23 protein-coding genes and 2 riboswitches are annotated in these 24,455 nt (G+C 57.6%); of the genes, 17 read left to right on the forward strand and 6 right to left on the reverse strand.

Going from position 1 to position 24,455, the window contains the following annotated elements:
• Window positions 1-5: 5 nt before the first annotated feature.
• Window positions 6-1,400, forward strand: a complete 1,395-nt coding sequence (dbpA, locus tag G482_RS0103505) for an ATP-dependent RNA helicase DbpA (protein WP_028448868.1) — start codon at window positions 6-8, stop codon at window positions 1,398-1,400.
• A 266-nt stretch (window positions 1,401-1,666) separates the two neighbouring features.
• Complete coding sequence (locus tag G482_RS0103510) at window positions 1,667-2,962, forward strand: DUF445 domain-containing protein (RefSeq protein ID WP_084414442.1); 1,296 nt, start codon at window positions 1,667-1,669, stop codon at window positions 2,960-2,962.
• Window positions 2,963-3,036: 74 nt separating this feature from the next.
• On the opposite strand, the gene G482_RS0103515 is transcribed toward G482_RS0103510, so the two are convergent.
• Entirely contained in the window at window positions 3,037-4,161 is a 1,125-nt protein-coding gene (locus G482_RS0103515; RefSeq protein ID WP_034618670.1) for a response regulator, read from the reverse strand.
• A 71-nt stretch (window positions 4,162-4,232) separates the two neighbouring features.
• Window positions 4,233-5,090 (reverse strand): hypothetical protein, encoded by an 858-nt coding sequence (locus G482_RS0103520; protein ID WP_028448871.1) that lies wholly within the window; start codon window positions 5,088-5,090, stop codon window positions 4,233-4,235.
• An 84-nt stretch (window positions 5,091-5,174) separates the two neighbouring features.
• Between G482_RS0103520 and G482_RS0103525 the strand changes: the two genes are divergently transcribed.
• From G482_RS0103525 to G482_RS0103555, 7 genes are all read left to right on the forward strand, one after another.
• Window positions 5,175-5,633 (forward strand): GNAT family N-acetyltransferase, encoded by a 459-nt coding sequence (locus G482_RS0103525; protein WP_028448872.1) that lies wholly within the window; start codon window positions 5,175-5,177, stop codon window positions 5,631-5,633.
• An 83-nt stretch (window positions 5,634-5,716) separates the two neighbouring features.
• A riboswitch (glycine riboswitch) is annotated at window positions 5,717-5,814 on the forward strand.
• A gap of 11 nt (window positions 5,815-5,825) precedes the next feature.
• Window positions 5,826-5,942, forward strand: a riboswitch (glycine riboswitch).
• 54 nt (window positions 5,943-5,996) lie between these two features.
• Complete coding sequence (gcvT, locus tag G482_RS0103530; protein WP_028448873.1) at window positions 5,997-7,103, forward strand: glycine cleavage system aminomethyltransferase GcvT; 1,107 nt, start codon at window positions 5,997-5,999, stop codon at window positions 7,101-7,103.
• 112 nt (window positions 7,104-7,215) lie between these two features.
• Window positions 7,216-7,602, forward strand: a complete 387-nt coding sequence (gcvH, locus tag G482_RS0103535; RefSeq protein WP_028448874.1) for a glycine cleavage system protein GcvH — start codon at window positions 7,216-7,218, stop codon at window positions 7,600-7,602.
• 223 nt (window positions 7,603-7,825) lie between these two features.
• A complete protein-coding gene (gcvP, locus tag G482_RS0103540) occupies window positions 7,826-10,690 on the forward strand; it encodes an aminomethyl-transferring glycine dehydrogenase (protein ID WP_028448875.1) in 2,865 nt (954 codons plus the stop codon).
• A 312-nt stretch (window positions 10,691-11,002) separates the two neighbouring features.
• Complete coding sequence (locus G482_RS0103545) at window positions 11,003-11,197, forward strand: hypothetical protein (protein WP_028448876.1); 195 nt, start codon at window positions 11,003-11,005, stop codon at window positions 11,195-11,197.
• A gap of 110 nt (window positions 11,198-11,307) precedes the next feature.
• On the forward strand, window positions 11,308-11,898 hold the full coding sequence (locus tag G482_RS0103550; protein WP_028448877.1) for an IMPACT family protein: 591 nt from the start codon (window positions 11,308-11,310) through the stop codon (window positions 11,896-11,898).
• Window positions 11,899-12,091: 193 nt separating this feature from the next.
• Window positions 12,092-12,946 (forward strand): HDOD domain-containing protein, encoded by an 855-nt coding sequence (locus tag G482_RS0103555; RefSeq protein WP_028448878.1) that lies wholly within the window; start codon window positions 12,092-12,094, stop codon window positions 12,944-12,946.
• Window positions 12,947-13,023: 77 nt separating this feature from the next.
• On the opposite strand, the gene G482_RS0103560 is transcribed toward G482_RS0103555, so the two are convergent.
• Complete coding sequence (locus G482_RS0103560; protein WP_028448879.1) at window positions 13,024-15,096, reverse strand: M3 family metallopeptidase; 2,073 nt, start codon at window positions 15,094-15,096, stop codon at window positions 13,024-13,026.
• A gap of 93 nt (window positions 15,097-15,189) precedes the next feature.
• On the opposite strand from G482_RS0103560, the gene G482_RS0103565 reads away from it, so the two are divergent.
• The 4 genes from G482_RS0103565 (at window position 15,190) to G482_RS20255 (ending at window position 17,358) form a co-directional block, all read left to right on the forward strand.
• On the forward strand, window positions 15,190-15,729 hold the full coding sequence (locus G482_RS0103565) for a gamma carbonic anhydrase family protein (RefSeq protein WP_028448880.1): 540 nt from the start codon (window positions 15,190-15,192) through the stop codon (window positions 15,727-15,729).
• Window positions 15,730-15,765: 36 nt separating this feature from the next.
• Entirely contained in the window at window positions 15,766-16,383 is a 618-nt protein-coding gene (locus G482_RS0103570; protein ID WP_028448881.1) for a CDP-alcohol phosphatidyltransferase family protein, read from the forward strand.
• A 72-nt stretch (window positions 16,384-16,455) separates the two neighbouring features.
• A complete protein-coding gene (locus G482_RS0103575; protein ID WP_028448882.1) occupies window positions 16,456-17,127 on the forward strand; it encodes a DUF502 domain-containing protein in 672 nt (223 codons plus the stop codon).
• A gap of 60 nt (window positions 17,128-17,187) precedes the next feature.
• Complete coding sequence (locus G482_RS20255; RefSeq protein ID WP_156129025.1) at window positions 17,188-17,358, forward strand: hypothetical protein; 171 nt, start codon at window positions 17,188-17,190, stop codon at window positions 17,356-17,358.
• Window positions 17,359-17,502: 144 nt separating this feature from the next.
• Here G482_RS20255 and G482_RS0103585 read toward each other — a convergent pair whose 3' ends face one another.
• Window positions 17,503-18,423 carry a LysR family transcriptional regulator gene (locus G482_RS0103585; RefSeq protein WP_028448883.1) on the reverse strand — a complete coding sequence of 307 codons (921 nt, stop codon included), beginning with the start codon at window positions 18,421-18,423 and terminating at the stop codon, window positions 17,503-17,505.
• A gap of 110 nt (window positions 18,424-18,533) precedes the next feature.
• Here G482_RS0103585 and metE point away from each other — a divergent pair, with 110 nt between their 5' ends.
• A complete protein-coding gene (gene metE, locus G482_RS17135; protein ID WP_051258726.1) occupies window positions 18,534-20,930 on the forward strand; it encodes a 5-methyltetrahydropteroyltriglutamate--homocysteine S-methyltransferase in 2,397 nt (798 codons plus the stop codon).
• 134 nt (window positions 20,931-21,064) lie between these two features.
• Window positions 21,065-21,577, forward strand: coding sequence for a GAF domain-containing protein (locus G482_RS17140; RefSeq protein ID WP_051258687.1), 513 nt, complete (start codon window positions 21,065-21,067; stop codon window positions 21,575-21,577).
• Here the strand turns inward: G482_RS17140 and G482_RS0103600 are convergent.
• Both G482_RS0103600 and G482_RS20465 read right to left on the reverse strand, forming a co-directional pair.
• Window positions 21,564-22,451, reverse strand: coding sequence for a hypothetical protein (locus tag G482_RS0103600; protein ID WP_034618672.1), 888 nt, complete (start codon window positions 22,449-22,451; stop codon window positions 21,564-21,566). The two genes, G482_RS17140 and G482_RS0103600, sit on opposite strands and share 14 nt — an antisense overlap.
• A 73-nt stretch (window positions 22,452-22,524) precedes the next feature.
• Window positions 22,525-22,869, reverse strand: a complete 345-nt coding sequence (locus G482_RS20465; RefSeq protein WP_034618674.1) for a hypothetical protein — start codon at window positions 22,867-22,869, stop codon at window positions 22,525-22,527.
• A gap of 171 nt (window positions 22,870-23,040) precedes the next feature.
• Between G482_RS20465 and G482_RS0103610 the strand changes: the two genes are divergently transcribed.
• Window positions 23,041-23,622 carry a DUF1415 domain-containing protein gene (locus G482_RS0103610; protein ID WP_034618675.1) on the forward strand — a complete coding sequence of 194 codons (582 nt, stop codon included), beginning with the start codon at window positions 23,041-23,043 and terminating at the stop codon, window positions 23,620-23,622.
• Entirely contained in the window at window positions 23,622-24,323 is a 702-nt protein-coding gene (locus tag G482_RS0103615) for a peptidoglycan DD-metalloendopeptidase family protein (RefSeq protein ID WP_028448886.1), read from the forward strand. Before G482_RS0103610 ends, G482_RS0103615 begins: the two co-directional genes overlap by 1 nt.
• The last annotated feature ends 132 nt before the right edge of the window (window positions 24,324-24,455 follow it).

Raw genomic sequence — 24,455 nt, forward strand, 5'->3', positions numbered from 1 at the left:
ACCCTATGGCTAAAGCGATCCCTTTTTCCTCCCTCGATGTACTCTCGGCCGAATGCCAGGATAATCTGGCCTCACTGGGCTTCACCAGCATGACCCCGATTCAGGCGGCTAGCTTGCCGCTGGTGCTGGAAGGGCGCGATCTGATCGCCAAAGCCAAAACCGGCAGCGGCAAAACGGCGGCATTTGGGATCGGGCTGCTGCATAAGCTCAATCTCACGCTATTTAAGCCGCAAGCACTGATTTTGTGCCCCACCCGTGAGCTGGCCGATCAGGTCAGTAAAGATTTGCGCCGCCTTGGCCGGCATTTACCCAATCTGAAAATCACTACGCTGTGTGGCGGCACGCCGCTGGCACCACAGGCCGCTTCGCTAGCCCATGGTACGCACGTGGTGGTGGGCACGCCAGGGCGGATTCAAGATCATTTGCATAAAGAAACCCTGAGCGTGAAGCACGTCAGCACTCTGGTGCTGGATGAAGCCGACCGCATGCTGGATATGGGCTTTGGCGGCGAAGTGGCCGATGTGATTTCATTTTTGCCCAAATGGCGGCAAACGCTGCTGTTTTCCGCGACTTACCCCGAGGGTATTCGCAAACTTTCGGCCAGCATTCAGCGCAGCCCGGTGGAAGTGACCGTGGAAGCGCTGCACGATCAGTCGTATATCGTGCAGGCCGCCTATGCGGTGAAAGACAACGCCGACAAGCCTGATTTACTGAAACGCATTTTTGCCCATTATCAGCCGGCTTCCAGCGTGGTGTTTTGTAATACCCGCGCCGATTGTATGGCGCTGGCCGAATCGCTGGTGGAAGACGGCTTTGCCGCGATTGCCCTGCATGGCGAGCTGGAACAGCGCGATCGTGATCTGATGCTGGTGCAATTTGCCAATGGTAGCTGCCCGATTCTGGTGGCCACCGATATGGCCGCGCGCGGGCTGGATATTAAAGACCTGGCGCTGGTGGTGAATTACGAATTGCCGCACGACCCGGAAGTGTATGTGCACCGCATCGGCCGCACTGGCCGCGCCGGCAAAAAAGGCTATGCCGTGAGTTTGGTGAGCCCGAGTCAGGCCAAGCGCCAGCGGCAGGTGGCTGAATATCTGGATGCCGATATTCCGGCGGGCCGTATTGAAGACCTGACTATCGACGGCGAATTTGCGCTGCCCGCGCGCATGGCAACCTTGTGTTTTGATGTAGGCCGCAAACAGAAAGTGCGCCCCGGCGATGTAGTCGGGGCCTTAACCGGCGATGGTGGCTTGCCGGGCGACGCGATTGGCAAGATTGATCTGTTTGAATTTCAAACCTATGTGGCCATCGAGCGCCGCCATGTGCAGTCGGTGCTCAAACGTTTAGGCAATGGGCAGGGCAAATTGAAAGGCAAGCCGGTGAAAGTGCGCTTGGTGTAAAGCGCCAGCCTGCCGAGCGCAAGATTTCGCGCAGCCGGTGGCTACAGCGACAGAGGGGCTGGCTGAATGGCTGCGCTAGGCGCGGGTGGGCGCGCCATGTGCATGGTAGGGCGTGTCGATTTGCCTAGGGGTATTGTCAGGTGGCCATTTATTGGCGTGCTTTGTGGGGCAATACTGGATGGGGTATCTGTACGTAAGCCCATCGCAAGACAAGCCGCAGCCTGCAGCGTACACTGAAGGTTTCTTGTTGTGCCGTAGGTCGCCGCATGCCCACTCCCGCCACAATGGCGCTGGCCAGTAAAACCCAACGCCTCGCCACTATGAAACGCCGCGCCACCGGTCTTTTGGTACTGATGGCCGCGCTGCTGCTGTGGATGATCTGGCTGCGCAGCCTGTATCCGCACTGGGGCTGGCTTGGCTATATCGAGGCCTTTGCCGAAGCGGCGTTGGTGGGGGGCTTGGCCGATTGGTTTGCGGTCACGGCTTTATTTCGCCAGCCGCTGAATCTGCCGATCCCGCACACGGCCATTATCCCGAAAAACAAACACCGCATTGCCGATAGCCTGGGCGAATTTATTGAGGCGCACTTTCTCTCCACCGAGCGCATCATGGCCAAGGTGAGCGAATTTAACCCCGCCGCCCGGCTCGCCCAGTGGCTACAGCAAAGCGAACACGCGGCGGCCAGCGCCGAACAGCTTGCCAATCTGCTGCACTATATTTTGCAAAGCCTGACTGAGCCCGCGATGCAGGCGCGGCTGCGCGAGCTTTTGCATCATCAGCTGGGTAAGCTGGATTTATTGCCGCCCACCACCGAAATCTTGCGCTATATCCGCCAGAGCGGTACGCACCAGCAATTGGTGGATGCGGTGCTGTCCCACCTTGATGACCAGCTTAATCACCCCACCACGCAGCAGCGGCTGCAAAACCACCTGGCGCATTTGATTGCCACGGAGCTGGATTACCTAAAATGGCTGTCACTGGATGAAGCTGGGGGGCGCTACCTGGCGCGCAAACTCGTACATGCTGCCGCGCGCGAAGTGCAGGCCATGCGCGATGCGCCGCAGCATCCGCTACGCCAGCATGTCGATCAGACCTTGGCTGAGCTAATCGAGCAATTGCGCACCGATACCGAGCTACAAGCGCGCCTGCGCGCCGCGCAGCAACGCCTGCTGGCTGACCCCACGCTGTTGGCCACGCTTGATCAGATCTGGCTGCGCGTGGTGGCCTGGCTGGCCGAAGGGCTCAATACGCCCGATTCGCTGCTGCGGCAAAAACTCGCCGCAGGCCTCACGCATCTGGCCCAACGCTTGGCGCAAGACGCCAGCCTATCCGACTGGCTAAATCGCCACGCCCGCGTCGCCGCCGGCCAGCTAGTGAAACGCTATCGCCGGCAAATCGGGGTATTTATTGCTGAGCAGCTAAAAGCGTGGGATGACGAAGTGATGGTCGAGCGGCTGGAGGTGAATGTGGGCGTGGATCTGCAGTTTGTACGCCTGAATGGCACGCTGGTGGGGGGGCTGATTGGGCTGACGCTGTATGGCTTGCATCAGTTGCTGGGCTAGATGCTGGGTTTAGCACTGTGCCCAGTGCCGTGATCACAGCCCGTGGCGCTGGGCCTATTCGGCGGCGTTAGCGCTTATAAAATCTGATTGAGCTTATCTGCCAGCCCGGAGAGCTTTTCCTGCAGCGTACGCTCTTGCTGGTAGAGGTTGGAGAGGTTGTCCCAGGATTCACGGACAATCCGCAGCAGATTCTCTTCTTGCTGATCGGTGAGGCCGAACGAGGTAAGTGAATGCTCAAGTTCCATCAGGCTATGGCTGATCACGGCGACTTTTTCTTCACTGCTGCAGCGTTGTTGCTGCTGAATTTGATAAAGAGTTTGCACTAGCTCGCGGGCGGTGGCGATGAGTTTGCCTTGTTCTTCCACATCCATCTTCATACTAAATGCATCGAGCTTGCACTGCGCCGCTTCGAGCATGATGGCCAGGTGATCCCGCAAGCGGCCGGCGCGATCGGGCTCATTGATCGGCAAATTAGTGACCAAGAGGCTGACATTGGGGAAGTGAATCGATAGCCGCTGCTTAAACTGCATAATGCGTTCCATACTGCGCATTTGCTGCAAGATGGCTTTCTCAACCGGGCTGGCTTCGCCAGCCTGATTTTGGCACAGCTGGCTGTGTGCGGTGTGAATGGCCACGACACCACTCAGGCCAAATTCGGCCAGCATGGCCAATAAATGGCTCAATACTTCTTGCTCGTTATGCTTACCGGGTAAACCCGTAACCGCCTGCATCAGCGTACCGGTTTCGCTCATGCTGCTCATGGCTGTAAAAGCTGCGCTGGTGGCGTAGTTGAGTTGCTGTTCGAGCGCGGCCCGTTGCTCGGCCAGCTGTAAAATATGCGCCAGTTGAGTCAGTAGCTCTCCGGGGTGGATCGGTTTGGTGATAAAACCCTGCCCGCCGGCATCATAAACGCGCAGTAGCTCGGTCATGTTTTCTTCGGCAGAAATCAGCAGCACCGGAATATGCGCGGTGGCGGCGCTGCTACTTAGTTGCTGGCAGAGCTCATACCCGCCCAGCTCGGGCATGCACACATCAGAGATCACCGCGGCAGGCAATTCAGCATTGGCCAGCGCTAAGCCGGCACGGCCATCGGGCGCCGCAAATACTTGATAGTGGGGGTTGAGTAGATTGCTCAGCAAGACTCGCTGGATCGCATCATCATCAACAATCAGTACTTTCTTGGCCGGGCTCACACTCATGCGGGGCATCCTTAGGGCTAAGCTGTTTGCAGCATAGCAAAAGGAGAATGAGTTTTACTGCCCAAATGCGGCTAATTTTGCCGCGGCTCGGCCAGCGGCATTTGCCAGCAAATCACCAGCGCCGCGAGACTAGCGAGCAAGTGTTTGAGCGTATGGCCGCTAAGCCATTGCAGCTGGTGAAAGAGCTGATGATCTTGTAGCTCTGCCGCCTTGGCCGCGACATACAGCGCGATGGCCAAGGCAAACGCGCGGCGCTGGCGGGCGGGGCTACCGGCCTGCCACTGCACAAGCGGGATGAGGATGAGCGGCAAAATCTGCAGCAGCAAATACGGTCGCAGATCGCCCAGCCCCGCCGGCTGGGCTGGTGTTGGCGCTAACAGTGCGCCGGCGGCTGGCGCCAGCAGCGGTACATCGGTGCTTTGCCACCACCACACGCTCAGGTAGGCCAGTAGCGCCAGTAGCAAGCAGGCCAGCGTTTGCAGCCCACCGCGCCCAGCTCGCCCGTATTGGTCTTGCCAGATCGCGGCGAGCAGGGCCACGCAGGCCAGTGCAATCGGGATGCGATCAAACACCAGCCGGGTGTTGTCTGGGGCCAGGTGATACCAACCCGAACCCACGGCGGTGAGCAGCAGCGCCAGAAAAAACAGTGCATAAGCCCGCAAGGCCGGGTGGGCCGGATTGGCGCGGCTCAGTCGCCAGCCGCCCCAAAGCGCAACCAGCGCAAAGCCAAGGTTGGAGAGTACATCGGCGGCATTGGGTAGGCCCAGCCAGCTACGCCGATCGGCAAAATGATGATAATCGGGCAATTGCTGTATCGGCCCATGCCAAAGCAGCGCGAGGCCAAGTAGCCCGACCAACAGGGCGGGGAGCAGGGCTGGCCGTAAGTGTGGCCATAGCTTGAGTGGGCGGCGTAGCGTGATCGGCAGCATTTTTAGCCTAGGTTTCGATACACTGTGGGTTTGTGTAAGTAGGGCATTGTGGCGCTAAAGCCCGGTGCCGGCAAATGAGGGGCGATGCAACTAAAGTTTGAAGACTTAAATTCCACCAATCTGGCGCCGTATGCCGAGCTGTATTTGCGGGTGTTTAATGCCGCGCCGTGGTGTGATGGTTGGCAGATTGAGGCCGTGCTAGAGCGCTTTGCTGCGTTTAGCCAGTTCCCACGTTTTTATGGCTTGGGTATGCGGGCCGATGATGAGCCGGTAGGCCTGGCCTTTGGCTGGGGCGAGTGCTGGATTGAGGGCTGGCATTTTTTTATTAAAGAGTTTTGCATTGCTGGCCAGTTGCAAGGGCAGGGCTTAGGTCAGCGATTATTTGCTGAATATGAGCAGCGCTTGCTGGCGCAGGGTTATGGTTGGACTTTTCTCAACACGGCTCGCGCCGTGCCGGCCTATCACTTCTACCGGAAAATCGGTTTTCAGGAAGAAAATCAGGCCATTTTGACCAAGCAGCTTACGATGCCATTGCAGGGCTAGCTACCGCGCTTTGCGCTTATCTTGTTGTGGCCGATTTTTCGCGTTTGCGGCTTGCCAAGCCTGCTACTTCCCCCGATAATCCAGCCCGTTAAGCAGGAGAGTGTATTTGTCTGTAAACAAATACCACCGAAGGCGCAATGGCACCCGCGAATCGCTCAGGTAGAAGGACTGCTTGCACCGAGCTCAGCTGAGCTCAAATACTCTGGAGAGTGTTGCCCGGCATGGTCGATGCCCGCGGCAACCACCGAAGGGCTCAACGGCCAGCAGTGCTGACCGGAAAATCTCAGGTGACAGGACAGAGGGGTGTTGCCCGCTACATTAATAAAGTAGCGGCCTATGAGGGTATACCCTATGGAGTCCACGATGACCGCAACCCCCAAGACCACGCCGCTCTACGAATCCCATCTGGCCGCTGGCGCAAAGATTGTTGATTTCGCCGGCTGGGCGATGCCGATCCACTACGGCTCGCAACTTAAAGAACACGAAATCGTTCGCACCGACGCCGGCATGTTTGACGTCTCGCACATGTGCGTGCTCGACATTACCGGTACTGAGGCCAAAGACTGGCTGCGCACCCTGATCGCCAACGACGTGGAAAAGCTCGCTTTTGACGGCAAAGCGCTGTATTCGGGCATGCTCACGCCCGCAGGCACCGTTATCGACGATCTGATCGTTTACCGCACCTATTATGGCTACCGCATGGTGGTGAACGCTGGTACGGCCGATAAAGACATCGCCTGGATGCTAAAGCAAGCTGAAGGCCGCGATGTAGTGCTGACCGTTCGCCGCGAGCTGGCCATGATCGCCGTCCAAGGCCCAAACGCCATCGAAAAAGCCTGCAAAGTGCTGCACGAAGAGTGGGAAAGCACGATTAAAGGCCTGAAAGTATTCCAGGGTTTCCCGTTTGGCTCGGTTGAAGAGGGCTGGTTTATCGCTCGCACTGGATATACGGGGGAAGACGGGCTGGAAATCATGTTGCCAGCGGATGAAGCGCCACTATTCTGGAAAGCGCTGCTCGGCGCGGGCGTGGCGCCCATCGGCTTGGGCGCACGCGATACGCTTCGTCTGGAAGCGGGCATGAATTTGTACGGCCATGACATGGATGAAACCATTACGCCACTGCAAGCCGGCATGGGCTGGACGATTTCGTGGGAACCGGCGGATCGCAACTTCATTGGCCGCGCTGCGCTGGAAGCTGAACGCGCGGCAGGCGTTGCCATGAAACAAGTGGGCCTCGTGCTCGAAGGCCGTGGCGTATTGCGCGAAGGCCAGAAAGTGGTGGTCGCTGGCATTGGCGAAGGCGTAATTACCAGCGGTACTTTCTCGCCCACGCTCAAGCATTCGGTGGCCATTGCTCGCGTACCCGCCGCCACTGGCGACAGTGCGCAGGTGGATTTGCGCGGCACTTTGACCGATGTGCGCGTGGTGAAAATGCCGTTTGTGCGCAACGGCAAAAAGGTCTTTGCCTAAGCTGGCACGGGCAAGGCCAATTGGCCACTGTATTCGCTATACACCGCAGGGTATTGCCCTGCGGGCTAATTAAAATATAACTTCTAATCATATACCCATAGAGGATTGCGTCATGAACAAGGTACCTACAGAACTGAAATACGTAAACAGCCACGAATGGCTGCGCTTGGAAGCCGATGGCACCGTCACCATCGGCATTACCGACCACGCTCAGGAGTTGCTGGGCGATGTGGTGTTTGTTGAGCTGCCGGCCGTGGGCGCGCAACTGGACGCCGACGCTACCGCAGGCGTGGTGGAATCGGTAAAAGCCGCTTCAGATGTTTACGCACCAATCGCCGGCGAAGTGCTGGAAGTGAATGTCGAGCTGGAAGCTGCACCTGAGCTGGCCAACAGCGATCCATACGGCGCGGCGTGGTTCTTCCGCGTGAAGCCAGCCAATGTGGCGGATCTGGAAGGCTTGCTGACGGCAGAGCAATACAGCAAAGAAATCGGCGCCTAAAACAAATCCTGCTGCGAACCCCGCTGGCGGCGTTAAGCCACCCGCTCAAAATCCTCATTGACCTGATGTCAATTCCGGTTTTTCGCGGATAACTTGCCTTGCCATTGGGCTTCTCGCTCGAGTTTGTGTTTTAGCTTGTATTGCACTGATTTAAAAGAATAATTTATCGCAAAGCGCGGCTTAATAGCTGCGCTTTGCTACGCCTTGACCCTGAAGGTACCTCATGACGCTTTCTACTTTGTTTAATCGCGATGAATTTGTCGCTCGCCACATCGGCCCCAACAGCGCCGACCAAGCTGCGATGCTCTCCGAAATCGGCGCAACATCATTGGATGATCTGGTTGGCCAAACGATTCCGGCTGATATCCGTTTTAACCAAGCGCTGAACCTGCCTGATGCAATGCCCGAGCACGAAGCGCTGGCCAAACTCAAAGCCATCGCCAGCAAAAACATCATCAAAAAATCCTTCATCGGCTTGGGCTACTACCCCAATCTGACGCCGGGCGTGATTTTGCGCAATGTGCTCGAAAACCCAGGCTGGTACACCGCGTACACGCCTTACCAAGCTGAAATTGCGCAAGGCCGCTTGGAAGCCTTGCTGAACTACCAGCAAATGGTGATCGACTTTACTGGTTTGGAATTGGCGAACGCTTCCTTGCTCGACGAAGCGACTGCGGCGGCTGAAGCGATGGCGATGGCGCGTCGCGTATCGAAAGCCAAGACTGATGTGTTCTTTGTGGATGCACAGGTATTGCCTCAGACGCTAGACGTGGTGCGCACTCGCGCGAAATACTTCGGTTTTGAAGTTGTGGTTGGCGCAGCTAGCGATGTGGGTAATGGTGATTACTTCGGCGCGTTGTTCCAATATCCGGGCGCTGATGGTGTGGTGACTGATTTGTCTGGCCCGATTGCAGCGCTGAAAGCCAAAGGCGGCGTAGCGATTGTGGCAGCCGATTTACTGTCCTTGGCGGTATTGAAGTCGCCAGCAGAATTGGGTGCCGACGTGGCGGTGGGTAACACGCAACGCTTTGGCGTGCCGATGGGCTTTGGTGGCCCACACGCGGCGTATTTCGCGTTTAAAGACGAGATGAAACGCTCGGCACCGGGTCGCATTATTGGTGTGTCGATCGACGCCAAAGGGAAGACAGCTTTAAGAATGGCGCTGCAAACGCGCGAGCAACATATCCGGCGTGAAAAAGCCAACTCGAATATTTGTACCTCGCAAGTCTTGCTCGCCAATATGGCCGGCATGTACGCCGTATACCACGGCCCAGCGGGCGTAAAACGCATCGCGCAACGCGTACATCGCTTGGCGGCGCTGTTTGCTGCGGGTGTGATTCAGAATGGCGGCAAAGTGGTGCACAGCGCCTTCTTTGATACAGTACAAGTTGAATTAAGTAACGCTGCTGCGGTTTACCAAGCTGCGCAAGATGCGGGCTATAACCTGCGCCAAGTCTCTGACAGCGTATTGGGCGTGGCTTTCCATGAAGCGGCGTCGGCTGACGATCTGGCCACTTTGCTGAAACTCTTTACCGGTAAGGATATAGATCTGGCTGTGCTCGACGCTGCAGCCAGCGATGCGATTCCGGCTGAATTAGTTCGTACTTCGTCCTACCTGACGCATCCGGTGTTCAATAGCTATCACACCGAACACGAAATGCTGCGTTACCTGAAACGCCTTGAAAACCGTGACTTGGCGCTGAATCACTCAATGATTTCATTGGGCAGCTGCACGATGAAATTGAACGCCACCAGCGAAATGATTCCGGTGACTTGGCCCGAGTTTGGCAATATCCACCCGTTCGCGCCAGCCGAGCAAACGCAAGGCTACCAAATCTTGGTTGATACCTTGGCGGATCAATTGAAGGCCATCACGGGTTTTGCTGCGATTTGTATGCAGCCTAACTCTGGCGCGCAGGGCGAATACGCTGGTTTGCTGGCGATTAGCCGTTACCATGAGAGCCGTGGCGATGCGCATCGCAATATCTGCCTGATTCCAAAATCAGCGCACGGCACCAACCCCGCGACTGCGCAGATGATGAATATGCAGGTGGTGGTGGTTGATTGCGACGAAAGCGGTAACGTCGATGTTGCCGATTTGAAGGCCAAAGCTGAGTTGCACAAAGACAACCTCGCGGCGCTGATGCTGACTTACCCATCGACGCACGGTGTATTTGAAGCGGCAGTGAAAGAAATTTGCGCAACGGTGCATCAGTTTGGTGGTCAGGTGTATATGGACGGCGCGAACTTGAACGCGCAAGTGGGCTTAACGCGTCCGGCCGACATCGGCGCGGATGTAAGCCACATGAATCTGCACAAAACCTTCTGCATCCCACACGGCGGCGGCGGCCCAGGTATGGGCCCAATCGGCTTGGCGGCGCACTTGGCTCCGTTTATGGCTAACCACGCCGTGGCGCCAATCACCGTGGGTGACGCGAGCGTAGCGCAAGGCCAAGGTGCGGTTTCTGCTGCGCAATTTGGCTCGGCGTCAATTCTGCCGATTTCGTGGATGTATATCACGATGATGGGCGCAGCGGGCATGAAACGTGCGACTGAAATCGCCTTGCTGAATGCTAACTACGTAGCGAAGAAACTCGGCGCGCATTATCCAGTGCTGTACAGCGGTGCCAATGGTCGCGTGGCGCACGAGTGTATTATCGACATTCGTCCGTTGAAAGCCGCGAGCGGCATTACCGAAGTCGATATCGCTAAACGCCTGATGGACTATGGTTTCCACGCGCCGACGATGAGCTTCCCAGTGTCCGGTACGCTGATGATTGAGCCAACTGAATCAGAAGCTAAACCTGAACTCGACCGCTTTATCGCGGCGATGGTGTCGATTCGCAATGAAATCGCCAAAGTGGAAGCGGGCGAGTGGACGCTGGAAGACAATCCGCTGAAAAACGCACCGCACAGCAAAGGTGATATCAGCGGCGAGTGGAACCGCGCCTACAGCCGCGACACGGCGTTCTTCCCATTGCCGTACGTGCTGGATAACAAGTTCTGGCCATCGGTGAACCGGATTGATGACGTGTACGGCGACCGTAACCTGATTTGTTCTTGCCCGAGCATGGATAATTACAGCTAAGCCCCCGCGTCACTATCAAAAGGGAAGCGATCTGCTTCCCTTTTTTTGCGCATAAATACCGACGGCCAGTCGATTGCCGTTGGGCATATAGTGCTACAGGCACTGTTGGGTGATTGGCATGTTCAGCGCCGATTGGTGCGGCGAGCAGTGTCACTGGACCAAGACGCTGAACGGCGCGGAGTGACCGTTCAGCTTTTTTTTGCGCAAAACAGTATAAAGGGATTGAAATTTGCCCCTGGCAGGCCGATATTCTGATTGTAAGGATCAAGTTGTAAGGGTCTTCAATACAGTAATGATCGGGAGGGCCACATCATGTTAAATGTTCTGGATATGTCTGCAGGCAGCTGGGAACGCGAATGCCCGGCCAGCGGCGAAGCTGAATGGTCTGCGCTGCACAGCATGGCGGCAATGCCACGCGAGCCCGAGTTGGCGCTACGCTTATTAACCGTTGCCGAAGCTGAAGAGCAGCGCGCGGCTAATCGTCAGCCTCGCCCACGCCCCTGGTAACCGAACTGAACACTGCAATTGCGGCGGTTTCACCGCCCAAGGTATGATCCCGAACGCCCCGCAAGGGGTGTTTTCTTTTGCCCCTTAGAATTAGCCCTTTAGGTTTTTGCATGCCCTACACGCTGGCTCAGCCCGCCCACTATGAACTGGTGATCAAAAAAAGCCGCTTTCTGGCTGCGGTGCAGCCGGTGGCTGACCGTGCCGCGGCGCAGGCGATTGTGGCCCAATTAAAGGCCGAACATCCTGATGCCGCGCATGTGTGCTGGGCCTTGCTGGCCGGCGGGCAGTCGGCAGCAGTGGATGATGGCGAGCCCTCGGGCACGGCCGGCCGGCCCATGCTGGAAGTATTACGCCATCAAGAGCTAGAAGGCGTGCTGGCCACGGTGGTGCGCTATTTTGGTGGCGTTAAACTGGGCGCCGGTGGCCTTGTGCGAGCTTACACCGATTCGGTGGCGCAGGCGCTGCTGCTGGCCGAAAAAGTGGCGCAGCAAAAAATGTGTAGCCTGCGCTGCACTGTGCCGTATGCATTGGAAGGCCATGTACGTCGAGTGTTAGCGGCTTATACCCCTGCCAGTATGGAGGTGCAGCACGGCAGTTTGGTGGAATTTTGCTTCAGTATCGTGGCCAGTAACGAGGTAGCACTGGTGGCCCAGCTGAACGAGAGTTGCCACGGCCAGCTGGGCTGGTTGCGCGCGGAGTAAACTTGGGCAGCGTCTGTCTTTGGCTGGCAAATATTATTGCCGCTGACTGACCACTGGTCGGACACTGCAAGAGCTGACAGCTGATGTAGCCCGATTGTTGGCTTGGGGTTGGATTTGGCTTGGCAAAGCAGGGGGAAGTGCTTCTATAGTGGAGTGTTGCCGGCTTTGCCCGGTGTGCCTGCCGGAGTGCCAGATGGGCCACCCTCATGAACTTTCCCCTGAAGATATCGAGCAAGTTTTAGCCTCGGTCGATATTCCTTCCTGCTCGGCCGTGGTGCAAGAAGCCATGCTGGAAGCCCAGCGCGATGATCCCGATTTACGCAAGTTAGCACGGCTGATTGCCGCCGATGCCGGGCTCTTGGCCAAGGTGTTGAAAATGGCCAATTCACCGCTGTTTTCCGCCAGCAAACCCACCAGCAATGTCTTGTCGGCTTTGGAGCGCTTAGGCACACGCAACATTCACTGCATTGTGATGACGGCGGCGCTGAAAGCCACCATGCAGCTGGGCAACCCCTATACCGAAGCTTTCTGGACGCGCACGGTATTACTCGCTCAGGCTGCAGGCTTATTGGCGCGGCAGCACAGTGGGGTAGCGCTAGATGCCGCCTATCTGTATGCGCTGTTTCATGACGTCGGCCAGCCTTTGATGGCGCAGCGCTATTCAGAATACCCGCAGGTGCTGATCAATTGTCGTGAGGTCAAGCAACTGCAGATTGATGCCGAAACCGATTATTTCCCCTGTACGCACCCGGTGGTGGGGGCTTTGCTCATTCGCAATTGGGGGCTGCCAGCCTTAATCGGCAAAGCGATCCGCTACCACCATGAGCCCGAACTGTACAAATTGCCGGAAAGCACACTGCCCGCAGGGGCGCTGACCTTGATCGCCATCGTGCAGATTACCGAGCGGCTCTTGCTGGATTACTACGCCGAGGCCGATCAGGAAGTGGGTGACGGGCATTTTGCTGCGGCGCTGGCGCACTTGGGCATGACCGAGACTGATCTGGATGCGTTTCAGGAAGAGCTGCAGCAAAAACTGCTCTCAGCCTAAGCTGCAGAATATAAAAAAAGCCCCGCTTGGCGGGGCTTTTTGCTGTATGAGCAGCGAAACAGCTGGCAGGCTGGGCTTTACGCGCCTACCAAGCCATTGTGGCGCAGCAGGGCATCAATGCTTGGTGCGCGACCGCGAAAAGCCGCGAATGAATCGGCCGCCGGACGTGAGCCGCCCACCGCCAGAATCTCACGGCGGAAGCGTGCGCCAACGGCCGGGTCGACCACACTGCCACCACTGCTGGCCGCGGCTTCTTCAAAGGCAGCATAAGCATCGGCGCTGAGCACTTCGGCCCATTTATAGCTGTAATACCCTGCGGCATAGCCACCGGCAAAAATATGGCTAAACGATTGCGGGAAGCGGTTGTATTCCGGTGGCAAAGGCAGCGCCAGTTCCTGCTGCACTTGCTGCGCAAAGGCGCTTAAATCCCCAGCCGAAATCCCCGCCGTTTGCTGATGCAGGGCCATATCAAAAATCGAGAAATACAGCTGGCGCTGCAGGCCCGAGCCACTGTGGAAGTTTTTCGCCGCCAGCATTTTATCGAATAGGGCACGGGGTAATGCTTCAGACGTCTCGATATGGCGGGTGAGCGCTGGCAATACCTGCCATTCCCAGCAGAAATTCTCCATAAACTGGCTCGGTAGCTCGACCGCATCCCACTCCACGCCGCTAATGCCCGATACTTCCAGCTCATCCACTTCAGTCAGCAAGTGGTGCAGTGCGTGGCCCATTTCGTGGAAAAGGGTAATCACATCATCGTGCGGCAGCATCGCGTCTTTACCATCTACGCCGCTGGCGAAATTACACACGATCAGGGCCACCGGCGTTTGCACGCTGCCATCGGCGCGCAATTTGCGGCCGCGCACATCATTCATCCACGCGCCGCCTTGTTTGCCTTCGCGGGCGTGCAGATCCATATACAACCCACCGACTAATGAGCCATCAGTGTTTTTCAGCTCGTAGTAGCGTACATCCGGATGCCACACCGCAGCCTCAGCCGGCACAAATTGCAGGCCATACAAGCGTGAAATTAGGCTGAACAAGCCTTCCAGCACCGTTGGCTCGGTGAAGTATTGCTTCACTTCCTGCTCGCTAAACGAGTATTTCTGCTCGCGCAGGCGCTCGGATACCAAAGCAACATCCCACGCTTCGAGCTTTTCAATACCAAATTCGGCCTTGGCAAAGGCTTCCAGCTCGGCGCGATCGGCCAGCATATACGGTTTGGCGCGCTCGCCCAGGTCGCGCAGGAAACCCAGTACTTGCTCGGGGCTATCGGCCATTTTGGTGATCAGCGAGGTTTCGCCAAAATTGGCGTGGCCCAAAAGCTGGGCGCTTTCTTGGCGCAGCGCCAGGATTTCCGGAATCAGCACACCATTATCCCATTCGGGCTTGCCAAATTCGGCCGCGCGGGTGACGTAGGCTTTGTACAGTTGCTCGCGCAGAGCGCGGTTTTGCACATACTGCATCACCGGAATATAGCTGGGCGCCTTGAGGGTGATTTTGTACTGGCCTTCATACCCATCGGCGTGGGCTTGCTGGGCGGCGGCGGCCAGATTGTCATCGGGCAGGCCGGCCAGCTCTTCGCGGCTGAGGTAGAGCGCAAAGTCATCGGTAGCATCCAGCACATTTTGCGAGAAGCGGGTGGTGAGCTCAGAGAGCTTTTCTTCGATTTCTTTAAAGCGCTGTTTTTGCGCCGCTGGTAATTCAGCCCCCGACAGCACAAAGCCGCGAATGGCGTCATCGATGACCACTTGCCGGGTTGGGTTTAAGGTCTGGTATTCACGCGCCTTTACGCCTTTATACAGCGCAAATAGCTGTTCATTTTGCCCCAGCTCGGTAAAGAAATTGGCAATGCGCGGAATATTGCTGTTGTAGGCCTCGCGTAGCTCAGGGGTATTTACCACCGATTCCAGATGCCCCACCACGCCCCAGGCGCGGCCCAACTGCTCCAGAGGTTCTTCCAGTACCGCTAGCGCATCCCAGCTGGGCTCGGTAATGGCCTCGGCCGCCTTGATGGCTGCGCTGGCATTTTCCAGTAGGGTATCCAGCGCAGGCGTAACATGCTCGGGCTTGATGGCGTCATACCGGGGGAGGGTAGTAAAATCCAGCAGCGGATTGGCGGTGGCTTGCGCAGCGGTATTCGTCGTCATGGGGTCGCTCAGGTAGAATGCTGACATTAATGCTCAGTAGATGGGGTGTGGCGACGGCAATTCAAGCGCGCCGGCCCGGCTAAAGGATAAACCATGGCAGTCGAAACTTTTGATGGCATCACTCCGCAACTGGGCGCTGGCGCCTGGGTGCACCCACAGGCCAGCGTGATTGGCGACACTGTATTGGGCGACAACGTTTCGGTGTGGCCGGGCGCGGTGGTGCGCGGCGATGTCAACCATATTCGCATCGGCCGTGATAGCAATGTGCAAGATTGCAGCGTGCTGCATGTGACGCACAAACGCCCGGATGACCCGGAAGGTGCGCCGCTGATCATTGGCGAACGCGTGACCATTGGTCATGGCGTGATGCTGCATGGCTGCACCATTGGCAATGAATGCCTGATCGGCATGGGCACCATCGTACTTGATCGGGTGGTGATCGAAGATCGCGTGATGATTGGCGCAGGCTCACTGGTGCCGCCGGGCAAGGTGCTCAAATCCGGCTATCTGTATATGGGCCGCCCGGCCAAGGAAGTCCGCGCGCTCACTGAAGAAGAGCTGGCGCATTTTAATTATTCGGCCGCGCACTATGTGAAGCTGATGGCCAAATACCGCGCTGCGGTTGCCGCCTGAAGTGTGGCTGACCGCGAGGCTGGCTCTGGAAAGAACATGAATAAACCCAAACCTTTCGCGATGATTCGCGAATTCCATCTTGCCGACTGGTTTACCCTCGGCAATGCCATTTGCGGCACCGGCGCGCTGTTTGCGGTGATGTCGTATTTGCAGCTGGGCGATGTGCTGCATGTGTATTTCGCCACTGCGCTGCTGATTTGCGCCCTCGTGTTTGATGTGCTGGATGGGCGCATTGCCCGCTGGCGGCAAAAATCTTCGGCCCTGGGACGCGAGCTCGATTCGCTGGCCGATGTGATTTCCTTCGGCGTGGCGCCGGCGGTGATGGGCTATGCCTGCGGCATGCAGGGGCTGTATGACCGGGTGATTTTGGTGTTTTTTGTGGCTTGCGGGGTGTCACGGCTGGCGCGTTACAATGTCACCGCCGAGGCTTTGTCGGAAGGTGGCGACAAGGTGAAATACTTTGAAGGCACGCCCATTCCCACCTCGCTGGTGCTGGTGTTAGTGCTTACCTGGGTGGCTACGCAAGGCGCGCTGGGGCCGAATTTATGGCTGGGCTCGATCACGCTGTTTGGCTTTCACCTGCATTGGCTCACGCTGCTGTTTGCCGCATCCGGCTCGCTGATGATTAGCCGGATTAAAATCCCAAAACTGTAATACCCTGGCTGGTATAGTGCGCGAGGCTAATTGTTTCAATTCGTCTAGCCCAATACCCCAAAGGAGTGTGGTTTGATCAAACGTAGTATGCAAAGCGTGCTGGGCACCTGGCTGGCGGGTCTCTTGGCTTTGTTGCCGCTCGCCGTGACGATTTCGCTGCTGGCCTGGGCGATTAATCTGCTCAATACCTATATCGGGCCGAAAAGTCTGGTGGGTCAGTTATTTGCCTATTTTGGCCAGAGTTTTGTCAAAAACCCGGTACTGCAATACCTCACTGGCACCTGTTTGCTGCTGATGGCGATTTATTGCCTGGGGATTGTGGTGCAGTCGCGGCTTAAAAAGCCGCTGGCCGCGCTGGTGGATCGCACGGTGCGGCGGATTCCGGTGATTGGCAGTTTGTATAATCTGGCCGATCGTTTTGTTGGGCTTTTGGATCAAAAGCAAGATGCCGATATCGCCGCCATGAGCCCGGTGTGGTGTCTGTTTGGTGGCGATGGCGTGGCCGTGCTGGCGCTGATGCCCAACCCCGATCCGGTGGAGATCGAAGGGCGCGTGTATCAGGTGGTGCTGGTGCCGACGGCGCCGGTGCCGATTGGTGGTGGGCTCTTGTATGTGCCCAAAGACTGGATCCGTCCGGCCAATATCGGGGTAGATAAACTCACCAGTATTTATGTCTCGATGGGTATTACCCCGCCGCCCAATTTGAGCAAAATGCCCAGCGGCGCACCGGTTATCGTCGGCTAAGCGCCGCGGCCAGCGCCAGCCGGCGTATAATGGCCAGGATTTTCCATCAGGAGTATGTGCATGAACGCCAAAATGAAACGTCTGAGCACCCGTCAACGCAAGCGCTATTTGCTGCGCGAAGCGGAAAAAGTGTTGCAAAACCTGCTGGTGAGCCAGCGCCGGATGCCAAGCGGTGAAGAGCTCGAAGCGGCGGTGACTGTGCGTTACAACGAGATTCTGATCAAATCATAAGCCTAAGGCCTAGCCGCTCTCGCGCGCTGGCCACCCTAGCTTAAAACAAAGCCCCGCATTGCGGGGCTTTGTTTTTGGTGCTGGGTCTTAACTACTGTTGGTGGCTGAAATGGCCGGGCTGGCCGCCGTTACCCTCAACAGAGTTCACAGCAGCACTACATCAGGTAGATTCTGCACGCTCACCGTGCGCATGGTATCGACAAAATCCGTCAGATAGGCCGCGCTGGCGCGTTCACTATGCAATACGGCATAGAGCTCGCTGGTGAGGCCTTGTGCCGTAATCGGCTTGGCCTGCACATAGCCGCGCTCCAGATAGCCCTGCACACTCCAGCGCGGTAAAGCCGCCACGCCGCGCCGGCTGGCCACTAGCTGCAGCATCGCTACCGTCAGCTCAGTGGGGCGGCGTTTGGGATTGATGCCAGCGGGTTTGAGTACTTTGCGCAGCAAATCCAGCATTTCATCCGGCACCGGATAGGTGATCAGTGTTTCCTCGGCAAAGTCGGCGGCCTCTAAATAGGGCTTGTGCACCAGCGGGTGATCATTGGCCAGCAGCGCCACCATGTCGTAGCTAAACAGCGGCAAATGCGCGAGTTCCGGCTGGCTTTCCACTTCCGACACAATCGCCAGATCGGCGCGATCTTCAAACAAAAGCTGCACCGGGTCGGCATGAAAGCCCGAGACGATATCGAGCTCGACCTCGGGCCAATGCTGGCGAAACTGATCCATGGCGGGCATCAGCCAATCAAAACAAGTGTGGCATTCCACCGCGATACGCAGCTGGCCGGCCTGGCCTTCGCGCAGGCGGGCAATATCGCGCTCGGTGCTGGCGACCTGCGGCAAAACATGGGTGGCCAGTTGTGCCAGTTTTTCGCCCGCCGCCGTGAGTTTGAGCGGGCTGGATTTGCGGGTAAACAGGGGCAAGCCGTAGTGATCTTCTAGCAGGCGCACCTGATGCGACAGCGCCGATTGGGTCAGATGTAGGCGCTCGGCCGCACGGGTGAGGCTGCCGGCTTCGGCAATCGCCAGAATGGTTTTCAGATGGCGTAACTCCAGCAGCGATTGCATGGCGGCTCCATTGATTAGCTAAATTCATACTTAATACAAAAATAATGAGCTGTAATCATAGCGTGCGGCGGCGTAGTATGCAAATCACATTCATTAATCAGGAAAAAGTGATGAGCAATACTAATACATCAAATGCCAGCGCCACCCCAAATGCCGTTAGCAGCCATATTCTGGGTTTTCCACGGATAGGCGCGCAGCGCGAGCTGAAATTTGCGTTGGAGCGTTTCTGGCGCGGCGAGAGCAGCGAAGCTGAGCTGACACAGGTGGGGCAGCAGCTGCGCCGCCAGCACTGGCGCTGGCAGGCCGAGGCGGGCCTGAACTGGGTGACCGTGGGCGATTTTGCCTGGTACGACCAGATTTTAAATACCGCCGCCTTGCTCGGCGCCTTGCCGGCGCGCTTTGGTTTTAATGCCAAAACGCTGACCCTTAGCCAGTATTTTGAACTGGCGCGCGGCAATACCGACCAGTTTGCGCTGGAGATGACCAAGTATTTCGATACCAATTACCACTATCTGGTACCTGAACTCAGCAGCAGCACGGCCTTTGCCGGTGGGGTGGATTGGTTTTTCCATGAAGTGGAAGACGCGCTGACGCAGGGCCACGCGGTGAAGGCCGTGTTGCCCGGCCCGCTGACCTTCTTATGGTTGTCTAAATGCAAGCAAGAGGGGTATGACAAGCTAGACCTTCTAGCGCGCTGCGTTGAGGGCTATACCCGGGTGCTAAATCGGCTGGCGAGTTTGGGCGTGAAGCAAATTCAGTTGGATGAGCCGATCTTGGGGCTGGATCTACCGGCAAGCTGGCTGGCCGCGTTTGCCCCTACCTATCAGGCCTTGGCCGGGCAAGGGCTGGCGATTGTGCTGGCGACGTATTTTGCCGATGTGAGTGCGCATCAGGCGCTGTTGGCGCAACTACCGATCGCGGCACTGCATCTGGATGGGGTGCGTGCGCCAGCACAAATCCAGACTTTTGCCGCCAATTGGCCGCAAGATAAGGCGCTGTCGCTGGGGGTGATTGATGGCCGTAATATCTGGGCGAATGATCTGGCCGCCACGCTGGCTTGGCTGACTCCACTACAGGCGCAGCTGGGCGCGCGTTTATGGCTGGCGCCGAGCTGCTCGCTCTTGCATGTGCCGGTGGATCTGGCACAAGAAGACGACTTAGATGCTGAGCTTAAATCGTGGCTGGCTTTTGCGCGGCAAAAGCTGCACGAACTGCAGGTACTACAAACAGCGCTTAATGGCGGCATTAATCAGCCCGCAGTGCGGGCAGCGCTGGAAGCGAATGCGGCGGCGCAAGCGGCGCGCCGGCAATCGCCACGCATCCATAATCCGTCGGTGAGCGAGCGCTTGGCCAGTTTGCCGGCCGAGATTGATCAGCGCGCGGCGCCGTTTGCGGTGCGGCAGCAAGCGCAGCGGGCGCGCTTTAATTTGCCGCTGTTGCCCACCACCACGATTGGCTCTTTCCCGCAAACCACGGCCATCCGGGCGGCGCGGGCCGCGTTTAAACGCGGCGAGTTGGCGGCCGCTGATTATGAAGCCGCGATGCGCGATGAAATTCGCCTGGTGGTGGCCAAACAGGCCGAGCTGGGGCTGGACGTACCGGTGCATGGCGAAGCCGAGCGTAACGATATGGTGGAGTATTTTGGCGAACAGCTGGCGGGCTTTGCCTTTACCCGCTTTGGCTGGGTGCAAAGTTACGGTAGCCGCTGCGTGAAACCGCCGATCATTTTTGGCGATGTGTCACGGCCACAGCCGATGACCGTGGCGTGGTCCAGCTATGCGCAAAGCCTGACCCAACAGCCGATGAAAGGCATGCTCACCGGGCCGGTGACGATCTTGCAATGGTCGTTTGTGCGCGATGATCAGCCACGGGCCACTACCTGCGCGCAAATCGCGCTGGCGATTCGGGATGAGGTGCAAGATCTGGAAAACGCCGGGATTGGGATTATCCAGATTGATGAGCCGGCTTTCCGTGAAGGCTTGCCGCTGCATCAGCGCGATTGGGCTGACTATCTGGCTTGGGCCGGGCGGGCTTTCCGTATTTCGGCCGCCGTGGTTGGCAACGCTACGCAGATTCACACTCATATGTGCTATGCCGAATTCAACGATATTTTGCCGGCCATTGCCGCGATGGATGCCGATGTGATCACCATCGAAACCAGCCGCTCGGATATGGAATTACTCGAGGCCTTTGGCGAATTTGCCTACCCGAATGAAATTGGCCCCGGGGTGTATGACATTCATAGCCCGCGGGTGCCACAGGTGGCAGAAATGTTGCGCCTGATCGGCAAGGCGCTGGCGGTGATTCCGGCTGAGCGTTTGTGGATCAACCCGGATTGCGGCTTGAAAACCCGCGGCTGGCCCGAAACCGAAGCAGCACTGCGTAATATGCTGGCCGCAACGCAGCAGGCGCGCGCGGCACTGGCGCAAGGTTTGCCGCTGTCGGTGGTGAGCCCAACGCCGGCACCAGCGACGGCGTCAGCGGGCGGCGCTTGCCACTGCCATTAAGCGGCATGCCGACCGTCGCCACAGCGTGGCGGTCGGCACAGTTTTTGGTCTAGCGCATGGCGCGTTGCAGCACAGGCGCTATAATCGGGCTATCTACTCGCCGGTAACTTACCGGCTTTCTCAGGATTGAGCCCATGCAAACCCCAGCCCTGGCCGACAATGAAGCCCTCCGCATTGAAACCCTGCGCCAGTTTTTGATTCTGGATACGCCGCCCGAGGAGCGTTTTGATAATCTTACCCGCGCTGCGGCCAGTTTTTTTCGTGTGCAAATTGCGGTAGTGAGTCTGGTCGATGTCAATCGGCAATGGTTTAAGTCGATTTGCGGGCTGGATGCCAAAGAAACCCCACGCGATATTTCCTTCTGTGGGCATGCCATCTTGCAAGATGACGTACTGGTGATCGAAAATGCGTTGCTGGATGCGCGCTTTGCCGATAATCCGCTGGTGACTGGGGCGCCCCATATTCGCTTTTATGCGGGTGCGCCGCTGATCGCGCCCAATGGCAGCCATATCGGTACTTTGTGCCTGATTGACCCTCAGCCCAAATCGCTGAGCGCAGCCGAGCTGGATATGCTGCGCGACATGGCCAATGTGGTCATGCGCGAAATCGTGCGCACGCCTGAGCTGTTGCGCGCTACGCCGGCGTAGGCGCCGCGCTTTTCCAGAATTGCCACCAAGCTTTTTGCGCCTTGCGCGGAAAATCGGCATTGTGATTGGCGACCAGCACCAAGGCCTGAGTCAGGAGCACAAACAGTTCATCCGATAGCTGGCTATAGCTATCGTATTCAGCGCCGGCAAAGCCTACATCATTCCACGAGCCCATCCCACCAAAGACCCACGCCGTTTCGGTAGCGGCTAATAATTGCTGGGCTGACAGATTCAGCGCACCGGGTGGGGTGAGATCGCTGCTTTCTAGCCGTGCCGCTGCGGTATTCAGATCATCCAAGGCGCGGGCAAAGGTTTTGGCAAAGCCCAGCTCTTTTTGTTCGCTGGCGAAGGTGGTGAGGGCGGTGAGCTGATTGGCCAGCAGGGCCCGTAGTTTGGGCAGCGCCAGCACTTCGCTCGCCGGTGCGCTCACCCGGCGGGCGATCTGCCCATAGCGCACCTGCCAGATTTTACGGTCAGCCCGCTGACGTTCGCCCACTTCCCAGCGGGCTTCCCACACATCAACGCCATCGGCGAAGTGCGCCAGCAGCAACCAGCGTCCACCTCCGCCAACAAAGCCAACAGCCATCCGGTCGCTGGTCGTGTGTTCGGCGGTATGGCCCGATGGCCAGTAGCTGAGGCTGAATTTCTCAACGCCCGCATCGGCCTGCTGCTGCAGCCAGGCCAATGGATCGCGCGCCAGTGGCTGGCTTGGCCAGCTGCCCGTCGCCGGATCGAGAGCATAAAACGCCACCTCGGCACAAAACTGAAACGTGCTATTGCCCGGATAAAAGTCGCTGGACTGTGCGATGCGGCCTTGCAGCAGGGCATTGCCCCAGCTAGTGAGGGCAATCATCTGGGCAATAGTGGTTTGCACGCTGTTCTCCACGAGTGGGCGGGAATCAGTGTGCTAGCTTGCCTGTAAATGACGGCAGGGGGAAGTATAAGGCTCACACTGCGCGTGCTCGGCGCCACACTGTCCGCCCAGCCAGGGTCAGCGCCTCTACTTCGCCGCTGGCGAGCAGTGCCGCCAAAGCATCTGCCACATGCGCCGCACTAGGTGGCAGCGGCAGATCACTCAACCAGAACAGGGTGACGCCCTCGGTGGTGTCGGCTGCGTGCGGATTCAGTTGCAGATGCTGGCGAATAGCGGCAATCAACGCGGTTTGCATAGCGGCTGACAGCGTATCGTTGGCATTGGTATTGGCATTGGTATTGGCATTGGCATTGGCATTGGCATTGGTATTGGCATTGGTATTGGCATTGGTATTGGCATTGGCATTGGTGTTGGGCATGGCGGGTTCCTGCGGTGATGGTCGGCAATCGGTAAGCGTAAATCCTGCGGTGAGGGCAGGCCGTGCGGTTTGGTAGTTCTACACAGCCGGTATTTTTTTCCGCCGCGCGGGTTTTAGTGCCGCGGCCGGCACGGTAAAATCCAGCCAGTTTGCCATTAAAGCAGGAATACCATGTCTGATTTGACAGCACCCACCGCAGCAACCGTCATCGCCGCTACCCGCCATTGGCTGGAGCAAGCGGTGATTGGGCTCAATTTATGCCCGTTCGCCAAAGCGGTGTATGTCAAAGACCAAGTGCGCATTGTGGTGTCAGAGGCCAAGCATCTGGATGGTTTTCTGGAAGATCTCGACCGCGAGCTGGATTTTCTCGCTGCCGCCGACCCCGAGCAGGTAGATACCACTTTGCTGATTCACCCCACGCTATTCCCCGATTTTGCGGTGTTTAATGAAGTACTGGAAATCGCCGACGAAGCGGTAGAAGAGCACGCGCTGGAAGGCATACTGCAGGTGGCGAGTTTTCACCCGGATTTTCAGTTTGCCGATACCGAGGTCGATGACATCAGCAATTACACCAATCGCGCGCCATATCCCACCTTGCATCTGCTGCGCGAAGACAGCATCGCCCGCGCGGTGGCGGCCTTTCCTGAGCCTGCGGCGATTTTCGAGCGCAATATTGCCACGCTGGAAAAAATTGGCCTCGCTGGCTGGTTGGCCTTGGGCTTGTCGGCTTCGCGCGCTGGCCAGGAACAATAATGCGGCGCTGGAGCTGGGGTATCGGTCTGCAGCGCTTGGTGCTCTTGGTATTGACGAGCATACTGCTGGCTTGCGGCACAAGCAGCGCGCCTATTAGCACTGGGCCCACGCCAAAAGGGTTTTACCGCGTGCAAGGCGGCGACACCTTGTTTCGCATCGCCAAAAATCATGGCCTGTCGGTAGACCAGCTCAAACGCCTGAATCAGCTCAGCAATAACGATATCGAGGTGGGCCAGTTGCTGAAGGTAACGGGGGGCGAGTCCACCAGCCGCCCCGGCACGAGTAGCCGGCCGGTGTTGACTGCCACCCCGGCGCCGGCCGCCACGCCACGCCCAGTGCTGAATTTACGCTGGCCGCACAGTGGCAATGTCATCGCCAATTACGCCCCGCCGCGCAATAAAGGCATTGATCTGGCTGGCAATGAGGGCGAACCGATTTTGGCCGCGGCCGATGGCAAAGTGGTCTACGCCGGCGATGGCATCCGCGCCTATGGTCATATGATCATCATTCGCCACGCTGGCGATCTGCTCACCACCTACGCTCATAATCAAACCCTTTTGGTCACCGAAGGCACGCAAGTGAAACAGGGCCAGCCGATTGCACGCATGGGCCGCACTGGTACCGATCGGGTGAAGTTGCATTTTGAAGTGCGGATTAATGGCAAGCCGGTTAACCCGCTGGAGCAATTGCCAGCCCGCTAGCCTTTTTTCCGTTGGGTATTGGGCTGCAGTACTTGCCAAGATTTGATTGTCGGGCCATACCTAGGCGGGTATCCTGAGCGCCCAGTGTGGCTGGCCAGTGCTGGCCAACGGGGTACCTTTTTATTGCTAAAT

This window comes from Chitinibacter tainanensis DSM 15459, from assembly GCF_000429785.1.
Classification (GTDB): Bacteria; Pseudomonadota; Gammaproteobacteria; order Burkholderiales; family Chitinibacteraceae; genus Chitinibacter; species Chitinibacter tainanensis.

Excerpts from the sequence above, each read along its gene's own strand:
- G482_RS0103510 (WP_084414442.1), top strand. The coding sequence starts at position 1,667 with ATGCCCACTCCCGCCACAATGGCGCTGGCCAGTAAAACCCAACGCCTC.
- gcvH (WP_028448874.1), top strand. The coding sequence starts at position 7,216 with ATGAACAAGGTACCTACAGAACTGAAATACGTAAACAGCCACGAATGG.
- G482_RS0103570 (WP_028448881.1), top strand. The coding sequence starts at position 15,766 with ATGAATAAACCCAAACCTTTCGCGATGATTCGCGAATTCCATCTTGCC.
- G482_RS0103560 (WP_028448879.1), bottom strand. The coding sequence starts at position 15,096 with ATGACGACGAATACCGCTGCGCAAGCCACCGCCAATCCGCTGCTGGAT.
- gcvP (WP_028448875.1), top strand. The coding sequence starts at position 7,826 with ATGACGCTTTCTACTTTGTTTAATCGCGATGAATTTGTCGCTCGCCAC.
- gcvT (WP_028448873.1), top strand. The coding sequence starts at position 5,997 with ATGACCGCAACCCCCAAGACCACGCCGCTCTACGAATCCCATCTGGCC.
- G482_RS0103515 (WP_034618670.1), bottom strand. The coding sequence starts at position 4,161 with ATGAGTGTGAGCCCGGCCAAGAAAGTACTGATTGTTGATGATGATGCG.
- G482_RS0103585 (WP_028448883.1), bottom strand. The coding sequence starts at position 18,423 with ATGCAATCGCTGCTGGAGTTACGCCATCTGAAAACCATTCTGGCGATT.
- G482_RS0103520 (WP_028448871.1), bottom strand. The coding sequence starts at position 5,090 with ATGCTGCCGATCACGCTACGCCGCCCACTCAAGCTATGGCCACACTTA.
- metE (WP_051258726.1), top strand. The coding sequence starts at position 18,534 with ATGAGCAATACTAATACATCAAATGCCAGCGCCACCCCAAATGCCGTT.
- G482_RS17140 (WP_051258687.1), top strand. The coding sequence starts at position 21,065 with ATGCAAACCCCAGCCCTGGCCGACAATGAAGCCCTCCGCATTGAAACC.
- G482_RS0103610 (WP_034618675.1), top strand. The coding sequence starts at position 23,041 with ATGTCTGATTTGACAGCACCCACCGCAGCAACCGTCATCGCCGCTACC.
- G482_RS0103545 (WP_028448876.1), top strand. The coding sequence starts at position 11,003 with ATGTTAAATGTTCTGGATATGTCTGCAGGCAGCTGGGAACGCGAATGC.
- G482_RS0103565 (WP_028448880.1), top strand. The coding sequence starts at position 15,190 with ATGGCAGTCGAAACTTTTGATGGCATCACTCCGCAACTGGGCGCTGGC.
- G482_RS0103550 (WP_028448877.1), top strand. The coding sequence starts at position 11,308 with ATGCCCTACACGCTGGCTCAGCCCGCCCACTATGAACTGGTGATCAAA.
- dbpA (WP_028448868.1), top strand. The coding sequence starts at position 6 with ATGGCTAAAGCGATCCCTTTTTCCTCCCTCGATGTACTCTCGGCCGAA.
- G482_RS20465 (WP_034618674.1), bottom strand. The coding sequence starts at position 22,869 with ATGCCCAACACCAATGCCAATGCCAATACCAATGCCAATACCAATGCC.
- G482_RS0103615 (WP_028448886.1), top strand. The coding sequence starts at position 23,622 with ATGCGGCGCTGGAGCTGGGGTATCGGTCTGCAGCGCTTGGTGCTCTTG.
- G482_RS20255 (WP_156129025.1), top strand. The coding sequence starts at position 17,188 with ATGAACGCCAAAATGAAACGTCTGAGCACCCGTCAACGCAAGCGCTAT.
- G482_RS0103525 (WP_028448872.1), top strand. The coding sequence starts at position 5,175 with ATGCAACTAAAGTTTGAAGACTTAAATTCCACCAATCTGGCGCCGTAT.
- G482_RS0103555 (WP_028448878.1), top strand. The coding sequence starts at position 12,092 with ATGGGCCACCCTCATGAACTTTCCCCTGAAGATATCGAGCAAGTTTTA.